Annotated in this window: 16 protein-coding genes; 3 read left to right on the top strand and 13 right to left on the bottom strand. The window is 71.6% G+C overall.

Features of this window, described 5'->3' with window-relative positions; all coding sequences use genetic code 11:
• Nucleotides 1-18: 18 nt before the first annotated feature.
• From ACIO92_RS33820 to ACIO92_RS33800, 5 genes are all read right to left on the bottom strand, one after another.
• On the bottom strand, nucleotides 19-1,689 hold the full coding sequence (locus tag ACIO92_RS33820) for a uroporphyrinogen-III synthase (RefSeq protein ID WP_366446011.1): 1,671 nt from the start codon (nucleotides 1,687-1,689) through the stop codon (nucleotides 19-21).
• Entirely contained in the window at nucleotides 1,686-2,672 is a 987-nt protein-coding gene (gene hemC, locus ACIO92_RS33815) for a hydroxymethylbilane synthase (RefSeq protein ID WP_366446012.1), read from the bottom strand. Before hemC ends, ACIO92_RS33820 begins: the two co-directional genes overlap by 4 nt.
• On the bottom strand, nucleotides 2,669-4,033 hold the full coding sequence (locus ACIO92_RS33810; protein WP_402284323.1) for a glutamyl-tRNA reductase: 1,365 nt from the start codon (nucleotides 4,031-4,033) through the stop codon (nucleotides 2,669-2,671). Before ACIO92_RS33810 ends, hemC begins: the two co-directional genes overlap by 4 nt.
• Entirely contained in the window at nucleotides 4,030-4,818 is a 789-nt protein-coding gene (locus ACIO92_RS33805) for a redox-sensing transcriptional repressor Rex (protein ID WP_366446014.1), read from the bottom strand. The genes ACIO92_RS33810 and ACIO92_RS33805 overlap by 4 nt, the downstream gene beginning before the upstream one ends.
• A gap of 272 nt (nucleotides 4,819-5,090) precedes the next feature.
• On the bottom strand, nucleotides 5,091-5,369 hold the full coding sequence (locus ACIO92_RS33800; protein WP_401243037.1) for a glutaredoxin family protein: 279 nt from the start codon (nucleotides 5,367-5,369) through the stop codon (nucleotides 5,091-5,093).
• 208 nt (nucleotides 5,370-5,577) lie between these two features.
• On the opposite strand from ACIO92_RS33800, the gene ACIO92_RS33795 reads away from it, so the two are divergent.
• From ACIO92_RS33795 to ACIO92_RS33785, 3 genes are all read left to right on the top strand, one after another.
• Entirely contained in the window at nucleotides 5,578-6,519 is a 942-nt protein-coding gene (locus ACIO92_RS33795) for an HAD-IB family hydrolase (protein WP_366446016.1), read from the top strand.
• Nucleotides 6,520-7,022: 503 nt separating this feature from the next.
• Nucleotides 7,023-7,814: an ECF subfamily RNA polymerase sigma factor, BldN family gene (locus tag ACIO92_RS33790; protein ID WP_366446017.1), complete on the top strand. Its 792-nt coding sequence runs from the start codon at nucleotides 7,023-7,025 to the stop codon at nucleotides 7,812-7,814.
• 309 nt (nucleotides 7,815-8,123) lie between these two features.
• The gene (locus ACIO92_RS33785) at nucleotides 8,124-9,362 is read left to right on the top strand and encodes a DUF5667 domain-containing protein (protein WP_366446018.1); all 1,239 of its coding nucleotides are present in this window, start codon (nucleotides 8,124-8,126) and stop codon (nucleotides 9,360-9,362) included.
• Between the two features lie 146 nt (nucleotides 9,363-9,508).
• On the opposite strand, the gene ACIO92_RS33780 is transcribed toward ACIO92_RS33785, so the two are convergent.
• The 8 genes from ACIO92_RS33780 to ACIO92_RS33745 all read right to left on the bottom strand — a co-directional run bounded on the left by ACIO92_RS33780 (nucleotide 9,509) and on the right by ACIO92_RS33745 (nucleotide 16,556).
• Nucleotides 9,509-10,552 (bottom strand): lysophospholipid acyltransferase family protein, encoded by a 1,044-nt coding sequence (locus ACIO92_RS33780; RefSeq protein WP_366446019.1) that lies wholly within the window; start codon nucleotides 10,550-10,552, stop codon nucleotides 9,509-9,511.
• Between the two features lie 15 nt (nucleotides 10,553-10,567).
• Nucleotides 10,568-11,797 carry an NAD-dependent epimerase/dehydratase family protein gene (locus ACIO92_RS33775; protein WP_366446020.1) on the bottom strand — a complete coding sequence of 410 codons (1,230 nt, stop codon included), beginning with the start codon at nucleotides 11,795-11,797 and terminating at the stop codon, nucleotides 10,568-10,570.
• A gap of 146 nt (nucleotides 11,798-11,943) precedes the next feature.
• Nucleotides 11,944-12,042 (bottom strand): 30S ribosomal protein bS22, encoded by a 99-nt coding sequence (locus ACIO92_RS33770; RefSeq protein WP_003948845.1) that lies wholly within the window; start codon nucleotides 12,040-12,042, stop codon nucleotides 11,944-11,946.
• A 164-nt stretch (nucleotides 12,043-12,206) separates the two neighbouring features.
• Nucleotides 12,207-12,416 (bottom strand): helix-turn-helix domain-containing protein, encoded by a 210-nt coding sequence (locus ACIO92_RS33765; RefSeq protein WP_030223786.1) that lies wholly within the window; start codon nucleotides 12,414-12,416, stop codon nucleotides 12,207-12,209.
• A gap of 127 nt (nucleotides 12,417-12,543) precedes the next feature.
• Nucleotides 12,544-13,359: a phosphatase gene (locus ACIO92_RS33760; RefSeq protein WP_366446021.1), complete on the bottom strand. Its 816-nt coding sequence runs from the start codon at nucleotides 13,357-13,359 to the stop codon at nucleotides 12,544-12,546.
• A 156-nt stretch (nucleotides 13,360-13,515) separates the two neighbouring features.
• On the bottom strand, nucleotides 13,516-14,691 hold the full coding sequence (locus tag ACIO92_RS33755; RefSeq protein WP_366446022.1) for an acetoin utilization protein AcuC: 1,176 nt from the start codon (nucleotides 14,689-14,691) through the stop codon (nucleotides 13,516-13,518).
• Nucleotides 14,660-15,865 (bottom strand): MFS transporter, encoded by a 1,206-nt coding sequence (locus ACIO92_RS33750; protein WP_366446023.1) that lies wholly within the window; start codon nucleotides 15,863-15,865, stop codon nucleotides 14,660-14,662. Before ACIO92_RS33750 ends, ACIO92_RS33755 begins: the two co-directional genes overlap by 32 nt.
• Before the next feature lie 43 nt (nucleotides 15,866-15,908).
• Entirely contained in the window at nucleotides 15,909-16,556 is a 648-nt protein-coding gene (locus tag ACIO92_RS33745; protein WP_366446024.1) for an HAD family hydrolase, read from the bottom strand.
• Between the last annotated feature and the right edge of the window lie 114 nt (nucleotides 16,557-16,670).

Genomic DNA, 16,670 nt, shown 5'->3' with positions numbered 1-16,670 from the left:
ACCCCTGCGAACGACCGGTCAGGTCGTACGACGCCGTCGCGCGCCCGGCCGCCGCTCGCTCGGCCGCGTCACCGGGTCGCCCGCCTCGAGGGCCGACTCCCGGCGCCGCGTCCCGAAGTCCGCGAGCGCCTCGGCGAGCTTGTGCACCGAAGGCTCCGGCGACAGCACGTCCACCCGCAGCCCGTGCTCCTCGGCCGTCTTGGCCGTGGCGGGCCCGATGCAGGCGATCACCGTCACGTTGTGCGGCTTCCCCGCGATGCCGACCAGGTTCCGCACGGTCGACGACGAGGTGAAGAGCACCGCGTCGAAGCCGCCGCCCTTGATCGCCTCACGGGTGTCCGCGGGCGGCGGCGACGCCCGTACGGTCCGGTAGGCGGTGACGTCGTCGACCTCCCACCCGAGCTCGATCAGGCCCGCGACCAGCGTCTCCGTCGCGATGTCGGCCCGCGGCAGGAAGACCCGGTCGATCGGGTCGAAGACCGGGTCGTACGGCGGCCAGTCCTCCAGGAGCCCCGCGGCCGACTGCTCGCCGCTCGGCACCAGGTCCGGCTTCACGCCGAAGTCGACCAGCGCGGCGGCCGTCTGCTCGCCCACCGCGGCGACCTTGATCCCGGCGAAGGCGCGGGCGTCGAGCCCGTACTCCTCGAACTTCTCCCGGACCGCCTTGACGGCGTTGACCGAGGTGAAGGCGATCCACTCGTAGCGGCCGGTGACCAGGCCCTTGACCGCCCGCTCCATCTGCTGCGGGGTGCGCGGCGGCTCCACGGCGATGGTCGGCACCTCGTGCGGCACCGCGCCGTAGGAACGGAGCTGGTCGGAGAGCGAGGCCGCCTGCTCCTTGGTGCGCGGTACGAGCACCCGCCAGCCGAAGAGCGGCTTGGACTCGAACCACGACAGCTGGGCGCGCTGCGCCGGGGCGCTGCGCTCGCCCACCACCGCTATGACCGGCCGGTGGCCCTCCGGCGAGGGAAGGATCTTGCCCTGCTTGAAGACCTGGGCGATGGTGCCGAGCGTGGCGTTCCAGGTGCGCTGCCGGGTGGTCGTACCGCCGATGGTGACGGTGAGCGGGGTGTCCGGCTTGCGGCCCGCCGCCATCAGCTCTCCGGCGGCGGCGGCCACCGAGTCGAGGGTGGTCGACACGACGACGGTGCCGTCGGAGGCGCCGACCTCGCTCCAGCACCGCTCGTCGGCGGTACGGGCGTCCACGAAGCGCACGTCCGTGCCCTGCGCGTCACGCAGCGGGACACCGGCGTACGCGGGCACGCCGACGGCCGTGGCCACACCGGGCACGACCTCGAAGGGGATGCCCTCGGCGGCGCAGACGAGCATCTCGGCTCCCGCGTTCCCGTCGAGGCCGGGGTCGCCGGTCACCGCACGGACGACCCGCCTGCCGCCCCTCGCGGCCTCCATGACAAGATTGGCGGCATCCCTCAACACGGGGACACCGGCGGTTGTTGACGCCTCGTCAACAACTGTCAGCTCCGGCGTGCTCACCCCAGCGCGCGCGTGGCCGCGAACGACCTCTAGTACCTCCGGCTCGGCGATCAGGACATCCGCTCCGGCGAGGGCCTCGACGGCCCTGAGGGTCAGGAGCCCGGGGTCACCGGGGCCTGCGCCGAGGAATGTGACGTGCCCATGGCCCGCGAAGGCCGGGGACAGCGGGCTGGCGGTCGGGCTGGTGGGGTTCAAAGTGCTCGCTCCCCCATAAGACCGGCCGCACCCTTGGCGAGCATCTCGTCCGCGAGTTCGCGTCCGAGCGCCATGGCCTCGTCGTGCGAGGTGGGTACGGGTCCGGTGGTGGACAGCTGCACCAGCGTCGAGCCGTCGGTGGTGCCGACGACGCCGCGCAGGCGCATCTCGGTGACAACCTGCCCGTGACCGGGGTCGTCGGCCAGCAGGTCGGCCAGCGCACCCACGGGTGCGGAGCAGCCGGCCTCCAGGGCGGCGAGCAGGGATCGTTCGGCCGTCACGGCGGCCCGCGTCCGCGGGTCGTCGAGCGCGGCGAGCGCGGCGACGAGCCCGGCGTCGGCCGCCGGGCACTCGATCGCCAGGGCCCCCTGGCCGGGGGCGGGCAGCACGGAGTCGACCGACAGGCGGTCGACCGACAGGGAGCCGGTGAGCTCCTCCGTACCGCCGATGCGGTTGAGTCCGGCCGCGGCGAGGACCACGGCGTCCAGCTCACCGCCGCGCACGTAGCCGATCCGGGTGTCGATGTTGCCCCGGATCGGGACGCAGCCGAACTCCAGACCGTGGTTGCGCGCGTAGGCGTGCAGCTGGGCCGTCCGCCGGGGCGAGCCGGTGCCGATCCGGGCGCCCCGGGGCAGCCGGTCCAGCGTCAGCCCGTCGCGGGCGATCAGCACGTCGCGCGGGTCCTCGCGGCGCGGGACCGCGGCCAGCGTCAGCTCGGGGTGCGGCGTGGTCGGCAGGTCCTTCAGGGAGTGGACGGCGAAGTCCACCTCACCGGCGAGCAGCGCGTCGCGCAGCGCGGCGACGAAGACGCCGGTGCCGCCGATCTGCGCGAGGTGCTCCCGGGAGGTGTCCCCGTACGTCGTGATCTCCACGAGCTCGACGGGCCGGCCGGTCAGCCGCCGGACGGCGTCGGCCACGTGCCCGGACTGGGCCATGGCGAGCTTGCTGCGCCTGGTCCCGAGCCTCAGTGCCCTCTCGGTCATACTCGCCCTCGGTTCTTGACGTCGGCGTCATTCAGGTCGGCCCGGCTGACGGCGGCCACCGTCTCCGGGTCGAGGTCGAAGAGTGTCCGCAGCGCGTCCGCGTACCCGGCGCCGCCGGGCTCGCTGGCCAGCTGCTTGACCCGCACGGTCGGCGCGTGCAGGAGTTTGTCGACCACGCGGCGCACGGTCTGGGTGATCTCGGCGCGCTGCTTGTCGTCGAGGTCGGGCAGCCGGCCCTCCAGGCGGGCGACCTCGCTCGTCACGACGTCGGCCGCCATGGTCCGCAGCGCGACGACCGTGGGGGTGATGTGGGCGGCGCGCTGGGCGGCGCCGAAGGCGGCGACCTCGTCGGAGACGATGGCCCGCACCTGGTCGACGTCGGCGGCCATGGGCGCGTCGGCGGAGGCCTCGGCGAGCGACTCGATGTCGATCAGCCGGGCCCCGGGGACGCGGTGGGCGGCGGCGTCGATGTCGCGGGGCATGGCGAGGTCGAGCAGGGCGAGCGGGGTACGGCGTCCCCGGACGGCGGTCTCGACGTCCTCGGCGGTGAGGACGAGTCCGGTGGCGCCGGTGCAGGAGACGACGACATCGGCACGTGTCAGTTCGTCGCCGACGGCAACCATCTCGACCGCGTGCGCGGTGACGCCCGTCCCGCCGGGCTCGTTCAGGATCGCGGCGAGCCGCTCGGCGCGGGCCAGGGTGCGGTTGGCGACGACGATCTCGGAGACCCCGGAGCGGGCCAGCGTGGCGGCGGCCAGCGAGGACATCGAACCGGCGCCGATGACCAGCGCCTTCTTGCCCTTGGTCCAGGTGTCGACGTCGGTGCCGTCCGCGCCGTCGACGAACTGCCCCAGACCGAAGGTGACGAGCGACTGCCCGGCCCGGTCGATCCCGGTCTCGCTGTGGGCGCGCTTGCCGACCCGAAGGGCCTGCTGGAACAGGTCGTTGAGGAGGCGGCCCGCCGTGTGCAGCTCCTGCCCGAGGGCGAGGGCGTCCTTGATCTGGCCGAGGATCTGGCCCTCGCCGACGACCATCGAGTCGAGGCCGCAGGCCACCGAGAAGAGGTGGTGGACGGCCCGGTCCTCGTAGTGCACGTAGAGGTAGGGGGTCAGCTCGTCCAGGCCGACGCCGCTGTGCTGGGCGAGGAGCGTGGACAGCTCGGCGACCCCGGCGTGGAACTTGTCCACGTCCGCGTAGAGCTCGATGCGGTTGCAGGTGGCCAGGACGGTGGCCTCGGCGGCCGGTTCGGCGGCGAGGGTGTCCTGGAGGAGCTTGGCCTGGGTGTCCGGCGCGAGCGCGGCCCGCTCCAGGACGGAGACCGGGGCACTGCGGTGGCTGAGGCCGACGACGAGAAGGCTCATGCGGGCATCACCGCGGGGACGTCCCCGTCCGGGCCCTTGCGCCCGGTGCCCGTGGTGCCGCGCGGGGTCGGCGGAGCGGCGGCGGTCCCGGCGGTGTTCGGGCCGTTCCCGGCGCCCGCCTCCTCACCGGCCTTGCGCTGCTCGTGGAAGGCGAGGATCTGCAGCTCGATGGAGAGGTCGACCTTGCGCACGTCCACGCCGTCGGGCACGGAGAGCACGGTCGGGGCGAAGTTCAGGATGGAGGTGACACCGGCGGCCACGAGCCGGTCGCAGACCTGCTGGGCGACACCGGCGGGGGTCGCGATGACCCCGATGGAGACGCCGTCCTCCTCGATGATCCGCTCCAGGTCGTCGCTGTGCTGGACGGGGATGCCCGCGACGGGCCTGCCGGTCATGGCGGGGTCGGCGTCGATCAGCGCGGCCACGCGGAAGCCGCGGGAGGCGAAACCGCCGTATCCGGCGAGCGCGGCACCGAGGTTTCCGATGCCGACGATCACGACGGGCCAGTCCTGGGTGAGCCCCAGCTCACGGGAGATCTGGTAGACGAGGTACTCGACGTCGTAGCCGACGCCCCGGGTGCCGTAGGAGCCGAGGTAGCTGAAGTCCTTGCGCAGCTTCGCGGAGTTGACTCCCGCCGCCGCCGCGAGCTCCTCGGAGGAGACCGTGGGTACGGAGCGCTCCGACAGCGCGGTGAGCGCGCGGAGATACAGCGGAAGCCGGGCGACGGTGGCCTCGGGAATTCCTCGGCTACGGGTCGCCGGTCGGTGAGTTCGGCCAGTTGCCACGGTGCTCCTGCGGGATGAGCGGGGCTGCAGGCGGCCATATGTCCCAAGACCGCCCCGTCGAATGCAGGCTATGTCTTTGTGAACGCGTGCACAAAGATGGTGTCCGTTTTGTCTGGCCAAAGTGACCGGGGTCACGCGGCTGGTTCGTATCGTCGCGGAACCGCGGGACCGGGAGGCGCGTTGAAAACCTGATGGGGGCAAAACCGCACACTCTCCTCACGATGCCGCCCCCGGAACCCAACAAAACGTCCACGATCGTAGCCGTCTTTCGGTCACGCACCCAGTTCGCGCCGGAGCCGTGAGGCGTCCACGCGCCAGAAGGTGTGCTGCTCGCCGTCGACCAGGACGACGGGAATCTGTTCCCAGTAGGCCCGGTACAGCTCCTCGTCCACGCTGATGTCCTTCTCCTCCCAGCGCGCGCCCGTCTCCGCGCAGACCGCCTCGACCACCGCGCGGGCGTCGTCGCAGAGGTGGCACCCGGGCTTGCCGATCAGCGTCACGGTCCGCGCGGCGGCGTCCGTCTTCTTCTTCCGTCCGAACATGCCGTCCATTCTCTTCCGTCCGGGCACGCGTACGGACGAAAGACGGAAGGACGAAAGGCGGAAGGCCGAAAGGACGCCCGGTCGGGTGCTCGTCCTCCCGGCCGCTCGTCCGTCCGGCCACCCGCCCGGCGGACGCGCGCCCGGAAGGCACCAGGTGTTCACGCCCCGGCACCGTCACAAGTCGGGAAGTACCGAACAGACTGGCTATGCTCACGGCATGGCCGCTCTGGGATGGCTCACCCCTCGTAGGCGCTCCGCCACCGCGCGCAGCGTCCTCGCAGGCGAGGCCGCTGCCGAGGCAGCGCGCAAGACCTCGCTCCAGCTGGAGAGGGAGCGGGAGGAGGCGGAGGGCGAGGCCCCCGCCGAGCCCGAGTTCCCCGTCGTCGGCGATGTCCGGGCGGCCGCCTTCTTCGACCTCGACAACACCGTGATGCAGGGCGCCGCGATCTTCCACTTCGGCCGCGGCCTGTACAAGCGGAAGTTCTTCCAGCGCCGCGAACTCGCCCGGTTCGCCTGGCAGCAGGCCTGGTTCCGGCTGGCGGGCGTCGAGGACCCCGAACACATGCAGGACGCCCGCGACAGCGCGCTGTCCATCGTCAAGGGCCATCGCGTCTCCGAGCTGATGTCGATCGGCGAGGAGATCTACGACGAGTACATGGCCGACCGCATCTGGCCCGGCACCCGCGACCTCGCCCAGGCTCACCTGGACGCCGGCCAGAAGGTCTGGCTGGTCACGGCCGCCCCGGTCGAGACCGCCACGATCATCGCCCGGCGGCTCGGCCTGACCGGCGCGCTGGGCACGGTCGCCGAGTCGGTCGAGGGCGTCTACACGGGCAGGCTGGTCGGGGAGCCCCTGCACGGACCGGCCAAGGCCGAGGCGGTACGGGCGCTGGCCGCCGCCGAGGGCCTCGACCTGAGCCGCTGCGCCGCGTACAGCGACTCGCACAACGACATCCCGATGCTGTCACTGGTGGGACATCCGTACGCGATCAACCCGGACGCCAAGCTCCGCAAGCACGCGAAGGAGCGGGACTGGCGGCTTCGCGACTACCGGACCGGCCGCAAGGCCGCCAAGGTCGGCATCCCCGCCGCCGCGGGCCTCGGCGCCATCGCCGGGGGAACGGCCGCAGCGGTCGCCCTGCACCGCCGCCGCCACTGAGGCCACGGCCGCACCGAAGCCACCGGAGCGCGCCACAACCGCCGGATCCGGCACCGAGACCACCGCCCGTCACCGGGTCGGCATCGCCGGACCACCGCGTTCCGGCTGCCGATACGTTTCGGCTTCGATCATCTGCGACAAACCCGGACCAGCGGCCCTCACCCGTCCGTGGTCGAACACCCCCGCGCACGTCGACCACCAGGCATTTCGGCCTCCTTACCCCGCAGCGGCCCCGATCACTCGCGCGCCCTGGACTTGAGCACAACCCAACGTGCGCGCGATCACACCCGTAAGCGAAACGATCAACAACTGATCACCAATTGCGACCGGTTGCGACTACAAGCAGTAACAGAACCGACGTAACCGGTGATTTGAGCAACTGGGTGTAGCGCTGCCTGTACGAAGCGTTATTCTCCTCAGACGCACAAAGGACCCCTCACGTCGCTACGACGGGTGAACGGTCCCGCACTGCACGTGATGGAAGCTCTGCCTCTGGGAGTCCCGTGTACCCACACGTCGGGGTTGACACCTCGGGCCTGGCTACGCTGCGCGCAACGGTCCTCGACCGCTTGCGCGGCTTCGTCCCCACCGCGTACGCCGGCCCTGTCCACGCCTTCGCCTTCGCCGCACCGGCACCCGCCGGCCCTTGCTATGCCCTGGCCGACGGCGGCGCCGCCGTGGGCAGACGCGGCGCCCGCTCCGGCTCCGGAACCTCGACCACCACCCGCCGACCCGCCGCCGACAGCGACAGCGCCCGGATGATGGATCTGGTGGAGCGCGCCCAAGCGGGCGAGGCCGAGGCCTTCGGGCGCCTGTACGACCAGTACAGCGACACCGTCTACCGCTACATCTACTACCGCGTCGGCGGAAAGGCGACGGCGGAGGACCTCACCAGTGAGACCTTCCTGCGCGCCCTGCGCCGGATCTCCACCTTCACCTGGCAGGGCCGCGACTTCGGCGCCTGGCTCGTCACCATCGCCAGGAACCTGGTCGCCGACCACTTCAAGTCCAGCCGCTTCCGCCTGGAAGTCACCACGGGCGAGATGCTCGACGCCAACGAGGTCGAGCGCAGCCCCGAGGACTCCGTCCTGGAGTCCCTCTCCAACGCCGCCCTGCTCGACGCGGTCCGCCGCCTCAACCCCCAGCAGCAGGAGTGCGTGACCCTCCGGTTCCTCCAGGGACTCTCGGTCGCCGAGACCGCCCGGGTCATGGGGAAGAACGAGGGAGCGATCAAGACCCTTCAGTACCGGGCCGTACGCACCCTGGCCCGACTCCTCCCGGACGACGCCCGCTGACCCGGACGCGCCCCCCACACGCGCCCCCGTACCCGGCCCCCACCCGGTCCCTCCACTCGGGCACCACCACTCCCCCCACACCCCCACGACCCCTATCCAACTCACAGTCGGTGACGCCTCGATGACGCACTGGTCCGATCATCTTTCGCGCGTAACCCAAGTGCCGCGCCGCTCGTTGTGCGGGATGCAGGCTCCCTGTGGACACGCCATGTCCGCAGCCACTCACTCTTTCGTGTGGATGCGCTCAAGGTGTGCAACCCTCCGGACACCCCGGGGAGTCGACCGTCATGACGAGAGGAGGTGCCGCCAGTGATCGCGAACGTATCGGCGCACCGGCGGGCGAACGCCTTCGCCCAGGCCCTGGAGGACCGGGCGTCCGAGGACACTGCGAGCGAGCAGCCCGAGGCCCCGGTCGAACCTGCCGAGCAGGGGCGACTGTTGGCCCTGGCGAACGGTCTCGGTGAACTGCCGAAACCACAGCTGGACCCCGAGGTCAAGGTGGTGCAGCGAGCCCAGCTCGTCGCCGCCATGGAAGCGATGCTCATGGAGGGCAGCGCAGCCGCGGCCCCCGCGGTGCCGGAGCAGCGGAGTTCGAGCGGCAAGGGCGCCCACCGGGCGTCCCCGCTGCGCAAGCTCCGCCCCCGCTCCCGCTGGACCAAGGGGCTCGCTGCGGGCGGCCTCACGGTCGGTGTGGCCGCGGGCGCCTTCGGTGGAGTGGCCGCGGCCAGCTCCGACGCGCTTCCCGGTGACTCGCTCTACGGGCTCAAGCGGGGCATGGAGGACATCAAACTGGGAATGGCGGACGACGACGCGGACCGCGGCGGCATCTACCTCGACCAGGCGTCCACCCGGCTCAGCGAGGCCCGCAGACTCATGGAACGGGGCCGCTCAGGCGACCTCGACCACGAGTCCCTCACCGAAATCCGCCGGGTCCTCAGCGGAATGCAGCACGACGCCTCGGAAGGACACCGCCTGCTCCGTCAGGCGTACGACCGGGACGGCGAGATCGGCCCGATGGCCCGGCTCAACTCCTTCGCCCAGGCCCACCGGGACACCTGGAACGGCATCCGCGACCGGCTCCCTGTGCAGCTCACGGACGTCGGCAGCGAGGTGACGAACGTCTTCGAGGCCATAGACGAAGAGGTCGAGCCGCTCCAGTCGGTCCTGCCCAGGACCCTTGAGAAGGGCGCCATCGGCTCCCAGAGCCCCGGTGGCGGGCCCGGCGCGACGAAGGAGTCCCCGGGCACGGACAGCCAGCGTCCGCCCTCCGCCCACGAGACGCCTCCGGCGGGCGGCCACTCCGCACCGCCGCACTCGTCCGGCCCGAGCAGCAGTCCGAGCACGGACGGCGGCATCGGCTCCCCGGAGAACGAGGGGCTGCTCAGCGGCAGCGCGGGAGGGCTGCTCAGGCCGCCCGCACCGACCGGCCCGGCGACGCCGCCTCCGGGCGGAACCCACGCGACCCCCGACGTGCCGGACGTGACTCTTCCGCCACTCCTGCCGGGCCTGCTACCAGGCCTCGGCATCGACAGCGAGGACGCTCGCTAGCAAGGAGGAGGGGCGCCCCCACGGACGGGGGGCGCCCCTTCGTCCATCCCACCGCCGGTCCATCCCGTCGCCGGTCCGCCCCGCCGTCAGCCCGCCGCACTGTCAGGCCGTGCCACCATCAGCCCGTCCGGCCGTCTGTCCGCCCGTCAGAAGAAGACCGACCGGCGCTGCACCAGCAACTTGTAGAGCGTGTGCTGGATCTGCTCCCGCACCTGATCCGTCAGGTTGAACATCAGCATCGGGTCATCCACCGCCTCCGGCGCGTACGACTCCGTCGGAATCGGCTCACCGAACTGGATCGTCCACTTCGTCGGCAGCGGCACCGCCCCGAGCGGCCCCAGCCAGGGGAAGGTCGGAGTCAGCGGGAAGTACGGGAAGCCGAGCAGCCGAGCCAGCGTCTTCGCGTTCCCGACCATCGGGTATATCTCCTCGGCCCCGACGATCGAGCAGGGCACGATCGGCACCCCGGCCCGCAGCGCCGTCGAGACGAAGCCGCCCCGGCCGAACCGCTGGAGCTTGTACCGCTCCCCGAAGGGCTTCCCGATGCCCTTGAAACCCTCCGGCATCACACCCACGATCTCACCGGCCCGCAGCAGCCGCTCCGCGTCCTCGGCGCAGGCCAGCGTGTGCCCCGCCTTGCGGGCCAGCTCGTTGACGACCGGCAGGACGAAGACCAGGTCCGCGGCGAGCAGTCGCAGGTGTCGCCCGGCCGGGTGGTGGTCGTGGACGGCGACCTGCATCATCAGCCCGTCCAGCGGCAGGGTCCCGGAATGGTTGGCGACGATCAGCGCCCCGCCCTCGGACGGGATGTTCTCGACACCCTTCACCTCGACCCGGAAGTACTTCTCGTACAACGGGCGCAGCAACGACATCAGGACCTGGTCGGTCAGCTCCTCGTCGTAGCCGAACTCGTCCACCTCGTAGTCGCCGGTGATCCGCCGCCGCAGGAAGGACAGCCCGCCCGCGAGCCGTCGCTCCCAGCCGCCGGTCTCCGGGCCCCCGGAGACCTCGCCCCCCGCCGGGGTCTCCTCGGCGTCCTGCCGGGCGCCACCGGGCCCTGACGCCCGCTGGGCGGCCTGCTGAGGGCCCGGCAGGGCCCGTACGGCCGCAGACTCGCCGTCCGTACGGCCGGGCCGCCGCCGGGCCCTGGACCGGTCGTCGTCGAACGGAATGACCTTGGCGTCCGCCATCGCTGTCCGGTCTCCTCAGGCGCCGTCGTGAAGGGGAGTAACAGGGGTAACAGGGACAACGGGTGCGGCAGGAGCCCCTGGCACCCCAGAAGCCCCAGAAGAATCGGAGGAATCGGAAGAAGCACCGGTCGAGGTGCCGCCGGTCACGGACCCACCGCCCACAGGACCCCCGCCAGGGCCACCGGCCCACGTCCCCGGGACCTCTCCGCCTCCCACCGGCACCCCGAGCCGGTCCGCGAGCCGGTCCACCGCCCCCGCGACCGTCTCCGGCGGCAGCAGCCCCGGCCCCCTCCCCCGTACGAAGTCGGCGAAGGTCTCGGCGGTCGTGCGGCGCGGCGAGAAACCGAACACCTCACGCGTCTGGACCGTGGAGACGACCCTGCCGTGCGTGAGGAGCCGGATCTGCTCGGGCGCGAAGTCGGTGATCCCGACGGCCCGCAGCGCCGTCCCCACCCAGGTGACCGCGGGCAGCGGCACCGGCACGGTCGGCCGCCCGAGCCGCCGGGCGCACTGGGACAGCAGCAGCACCCCGTCACCCGCGACATTGAACGTGCCGCTGTTCTGGGTGGCCCTGCGCGGCTCGTGCGCGGCCAGCCGCAGCACGTCGACGACATCGTCCTCGTGGACGAACTGGAGCCTCGGGTCGTAGCCGAGGACGGTCGGCAGGACGGGCAGCGCCAGGTACTCGGCGAGCGGGGAGTCGATGCGGGGCCCGAGGATGTTGGCGAACCGCAGCACGCACACGGCCACGTCCGGGCGGCGCCGGGCGAACCCGCGCACGTACCCCTCGACCTCGACGGCGTCCTTCGCGAAACCCCCGCTCGGCAGCGACTTCGCGGGCGTCGTCTCCGTGAAGACGGCCGGGTCGCGGGGCGCGGCACCGTAGACGCCCGTACTGGACTTGACCACGAGCCGGCCGACCCTCGGCGACTTCTGGCAGGCGCCGAGCAGCTGCATGGTGCCGATGACGTTGGTCTCCTTGACCGACGTACGGCCGCCTCCGCCGATCGCCGTCCCGGTGACGTCCAGATGAACCACCGTGTCGACGTCGTGCGTGGCGAGGACCTTGGCGATCTCCGGCAGACGGATGTCCGCACGCACGAACTCGGCCGCGCCGAGGCCGTGCGCCGGTTCGACCGCGTCCACCGCGATCACCCGGTCCACCTCGGGATCCCGCTGGATCCGCCGTACGAAACGGCCTCCGAGGTGCCGGGCAGCACCGGTGACGAGCACGACCCTGCCCAAGATCAGCGCCTTCCCTCGGTCTTCCGTTGCCCGCCACGGTATCGCCTCGGGATTTCCGCGCGATGACGCGCAATGAGGCGTGGCCCCCCACCGCGAACGGTGGGGGGCCACGCCTGACGCACGAATCGCTGCGGTGCAGCGGTCGCTTACTTCTTGTTGCGACGCTGAACGCGCGTGCGCTTGAGCAGCTTGCGGTGCTTCTTCTTGGCCATCCGCTTACGCCGCTTCTTGATAACAGAGCCCACGACTACCCTCGCTCACTTCTCGGAACATCCTCGCCTCCCGGCGAGAATCGGTGCGGGGCGTCTGGGCCCACACGACCTACGTCGGCCTAGCCTACCGTCCCGAGCACCGCGCTTGTAATCCGAGGGACATACGGAGCTTTCCCGGCGTTGTCGCCGCGCTCGCGCTACGCGGTCCCCACCCCCACGAAGGACTCCCGCAGGTACTCGTGCACCGCCTGTTCCGGTACCCGGAAGGACCTGCCCACCCGGATCGCCGGCAGATGACCGCTGTGCACCAAGCGGTACACGGTCATCTTGGAGACGCGCATCACCGAGGCTACTTCCGCCACGGTCAGAAACTTGACCTCGTTGAGAGGTCGATCGCCAGCAGCCATGACCCACCTGTACCTTCCGCCGCGACGCCCACCGGCTTCCCCTCCGGTGACTCTTCGTCGCCAAGCGCTCACGCTCCAGACTAGGGGCGGGTGGTACGAGTGGGGAAGAGGAGCTGCCATCGACCGTTTACCGTGACAGACACGCTCGATTGAGTACATAGCGTGTGAGCGGGCGGTAGTGGTCGGAGCGCACCCCGTCGTCAAGCGGAACGGCCACCGACACCTGCCCCTCCGCCTCACCGACGAACAGCGCGGGATCATCCGTATCGGCCAGACCGATGGCCTCGATACCCAGCTGACCTGCACCGCAGACCCAGCCGTGGTCCCCCACCACGAGCTCGGGCAGCGGCCCTCCGGCCTCGGCGGCGCTCTCCAGCGCGGCCCGAACCGGCAGCGGCGAGTGGGAATGCGCCCCCGGCACACGCCCTCCCCCCGACGGCCCCGGTTCCCGTACCAGCGCGACCCCCCGGACGTAGTCGAGAAGGTGCGTGCGTACGCCGAACCGGGTCGTTATGTCGACACATCTCCCCTGCGCCGGGGTGAGGACAAGGCATCCCGCCGCCGACAACGCGTCTGCGAGAGCGACGTAGAAACCGAGCAGACGATGCGGATGCCCCGTCCCGAGGAGCACCGGAACCCTCCGCGCCGCCGCCTCTCCCAGCCGCGCGGCGAACGCGTCGAGCGCCTGGAGGGTCCGCTCCGGATCGATCACGTCCGGCCCCGAGCGGTGCGCCGGGTCCCCCGACACCCCGCACTTGTCGGCCATCAGCCGCAGCAGTTCCGCCTCGTCCCACCCCCGGACGGGGTCCAGCCCCAGCAGCACCCTCGGATCACGCGCCGCGAAGAGCCGGTAACTCCGCAGGTTCGCCTCCCGCGAGGTCGCCACCGCGCCCGCCAATCCCGCCGCCAACAGATGCGCCCGCAGCGCCCCGGTACCCCACACCCCCACGATGCTCCCGGAACACGCCGGTCCGGAACCCGGATTCCCCCGCACACCGCACTGTCGGCGTAACACCCGCCAGAACGTTCCTGCACCCCCCCCTGGGCGACACACCTGAGCGCCTGCCCGGAACCGAGGTGCGGGCTTCCCGACGACCCCTCAGGCCAGCAGCCCCCGCAAGGGGAAAGCCGCCTTGCGGGTCGCCAGCACCGCCTGGTCGAGCCGGTCCGCCGGGTCGTACCCCGCCGCCCACTCCCGGAAGCCCACCGGCCACCGCCCGTCCGTCATCCGCGCGGGACCCGGCTGACGGGTCCGCGCGTACACCTCGTCCCGCCAGGACCCCGGGATCACCGACGCCGGGTCCACCGGAGCGTGCGCGGCGATCCCCACCAGATGCGTCCACGACCGCGGTACGACGTCCACCACCGCGTACCCACCGCCGCCCAGCGCCAGCCAGCGCCCCTCGGCGTACTCGTGCGCCAGCTCGTGGCACGCCTCCTGCACCGCCCGCTGCGCGTCGAGGGACACCGCCAGGTGCGCCAGCGGGTCCTCGAAGTGCGTGTCCGCCCCGTGCTGCGTGACCAGGACCTGCGGCCGGAACTCCGCAAGCAGCTCCGGCACGACCGCGTGGAAGGCCCGCACCCATCCCGCGTCCCCCGTCCCGGCGGGCAGCGCCACGTTCACGGCCCCGCCCTCACCGGGCCCGTCCGCGCCCGTCTCCTCCGGCCACCCCGTCTGCGGGAAAAGGGTCCGCGGATGCTCGTGCAGCGACACGGTCAGCACCCGGGGGTCCTCCCAGAACGCCGCCTGCACTCCGTCCCCGTGGTGCACGTCCACGTCCACGTACGCCACCCGTTCCGCACCCAGTTCGAGCAGCCGGGCGATCGCCAGGGAGGCGTCGTTGTAGATGCAGAAGCCCGAGGCCGCCCCCGGCATCGCGTGGTGCAGCCCGCCGGCGAAGTTCACCGCGTGCGCGGCCTCGCCCCGCCACAGTGCCTCCGCCGCCCCCACCGACTGCCCGGCGATCAGCGCCGACACCTCGTGCATCCCGGCGAACGCAGGATCGTCGACCGTGCCGAGCCCGTACGCCTGGTCGGCCCGGCGCGGCTCCACCGACGCCGCCCGCACCGCCGCCACGTAGTCCTCGCGGTGCACGAGCCGCAGCGTCGAGTCCCCCGCGGGCTTCGCGGCCACCACGTCCACCGCCCGGTCGAGCCCGAAGGCCCGCACCAGCGACATCGTCAGCGCGAGCCGGACCGGGTCCATCGGGTGCTCGGAGCCGAAGTCGTACCGCGTGACAGCTTCATCCCACATCAACAGTGCGCGGCTGCTCATGCCCGCCACCGTATCGGGCCCCGCGCGCCCCGAACGACGTGGCGTACACCACCGTCACCAGGACGAGCAGCATCGGCACGAGCATCGCCCAGCGGTAGCTCCACGCGTCCCCGAGGGCACCCACCAGCGGCGACCCGATCAGGAACCCGACGTAGTTGAAGACGTTGAGCCGTGCCACCGCCGCGTCGCTGTTCCCCGGGAAGAGCCGCCCGGCCGCCGCGAACGTCTGCGGCACCAGCACGCTCAGCCCGAGCCCGAGCACCGTGAACCCGGCGATCCCCGCCCAGGCCCCCGGCGACACCGCCACCAGACCGAAGCCGACCGCCGCGAGCACCGCGCCGCCCCGCACGACGGCCACCGCCCCCAGCCGCCGCACCCCGAAGTCCCCGACGGTCCGCCCGAGCAGCGTCGTCACCATGTACGCGTTGTACGGCAGGGTCGCCAGCTCCTCGGAACTGCCGAGCACGTCCTGGAGGTACTTGGCACTCCAGTTGGAGACCGTCGAGTCCCCTATGTACGCGAAGGTCATCACCAGACACAACGGCAGCAGCAACCGGAAAGGGATCCCGCTCCCCTTCTCCCCCGCCTCCGTCGGCTCCACGACCGTCCCGTCCCCGCCGGCCGCGTACCACCGGCTCCCGACGATCACGACGGGCAGCAGAACGACCACGACCGGCAGGTACGACACGAACAACGGCAGGTGCCAGTGCGCCCCCACCCAGGCCAGCGAGGCCCCCACGATCCCCCCGAGGCTGTACGAGGCGTGGAACCCGAGCATGATGCTCCGCCCGTACGCCCGCTGGAGACTCACCCCCAGCATGTTCATGGAGGCGTCGAGGGCGCCCACGGAAAGCCCGAACAGCCCCAGCGCGACCGCCGCGTGCCACAGCTCGGAGCCCATGCCCACGGCCAGGAGCGCGAGCAGCACGAAGGGCTGTGCCCAGCGCAGCACCACGGCGGGCCCGACCCGCGCGACAACCTTCTCGGTCACCACGCTCGCCACCCCGGCCAGGATCGGCACGGCCGCCAGGAAGACCGGCAGCAGCCCGTCGGAGATCCCGTACCGGTCCTGGATCGCCGGTATTCGGGTCACGAGCAGGGCGAAGGTGACCCCCTGCACGAAGAAACTGACCGCCAGGGATCCCCGCCCACGCCGCAACCGCGCATCCGTCATGGCGGCACAGCGTACGGCCGGAAACTACCGCTGGGTAGATGGATCACAGACCCAATATCACCGGCAGTTCGTCCATCGTGCCGAAGTACCCGGTGGCCCCGGTGAGCTTCTCCGCGGGAGTCATCGCGGTGAACCCGTAGACGTCCATCCCGGCCGCCACCGCCGCCCGTACCCCGAGCGCGCTGTCCTCGACGACCACGCACCGCCGGGGCTCCACCCCCATCCGCGCGGCGGCATGGAGGAAGAGGTCCGGCGCCGGCTTGCCACGGCCCACGTCTTCGGCGCTGAAGACGATCTCGTCCCGGAACCAGGCGTCGAGCCCGGTCTTACGGTGCCCCACCCGGATCCGCTCATGGCTCCCGGAGGACGCCACGCAGTACGGCACCCCGCTCTGAGCGAGCAGTTCGACGACCTTTCCGGCTCCGGGGACGCCCTCCAGCCGCTCCTGGAACGCGGCGAAGACCCGAGCGTGGAACGTCTCGTCGAAGTCCGCGGGCAGCTGCTGTCCACCGCGCTCCTCGACCAGGTCGTGAATGCGGTGCATGGCGGACCCCATGTAGTCGCGCACGGATTCCTCGTACGTGGTGGGGTGCCCGAGTTCCGTCAGATAGGCGGCCAGCAGCGTGTTGGAAATCGGCTCGCTGTCCACGAGCACACCGTCGTTGTCGAAGATGACCAGGTCGTAGCGCATGGCATCAGTTTAGAACGCAAAAATGCCTCAACCCCCGGACAGAGTCCGGGGGTTGAGGCTAAAAATTGTTCGGCGGTGTCCTACTCTCCCACAGGGTCCCCCCTGCAGTACCAT

The sequence above is a fragment of the Streptomyces sp. NPDC087215 genome (assembly GCF_044744885.1).
Taxonomy (GTDB): domain Bacteria; phylum Actinomycetota; class Actinomycetes; order Streptomycetales; family Streptomycetaceae; genus Streptomyces.
Note: the sequence above shows the minus strand (reverse complement) of the source record. Positions and strands in the feature narration are given on the sequence as shown.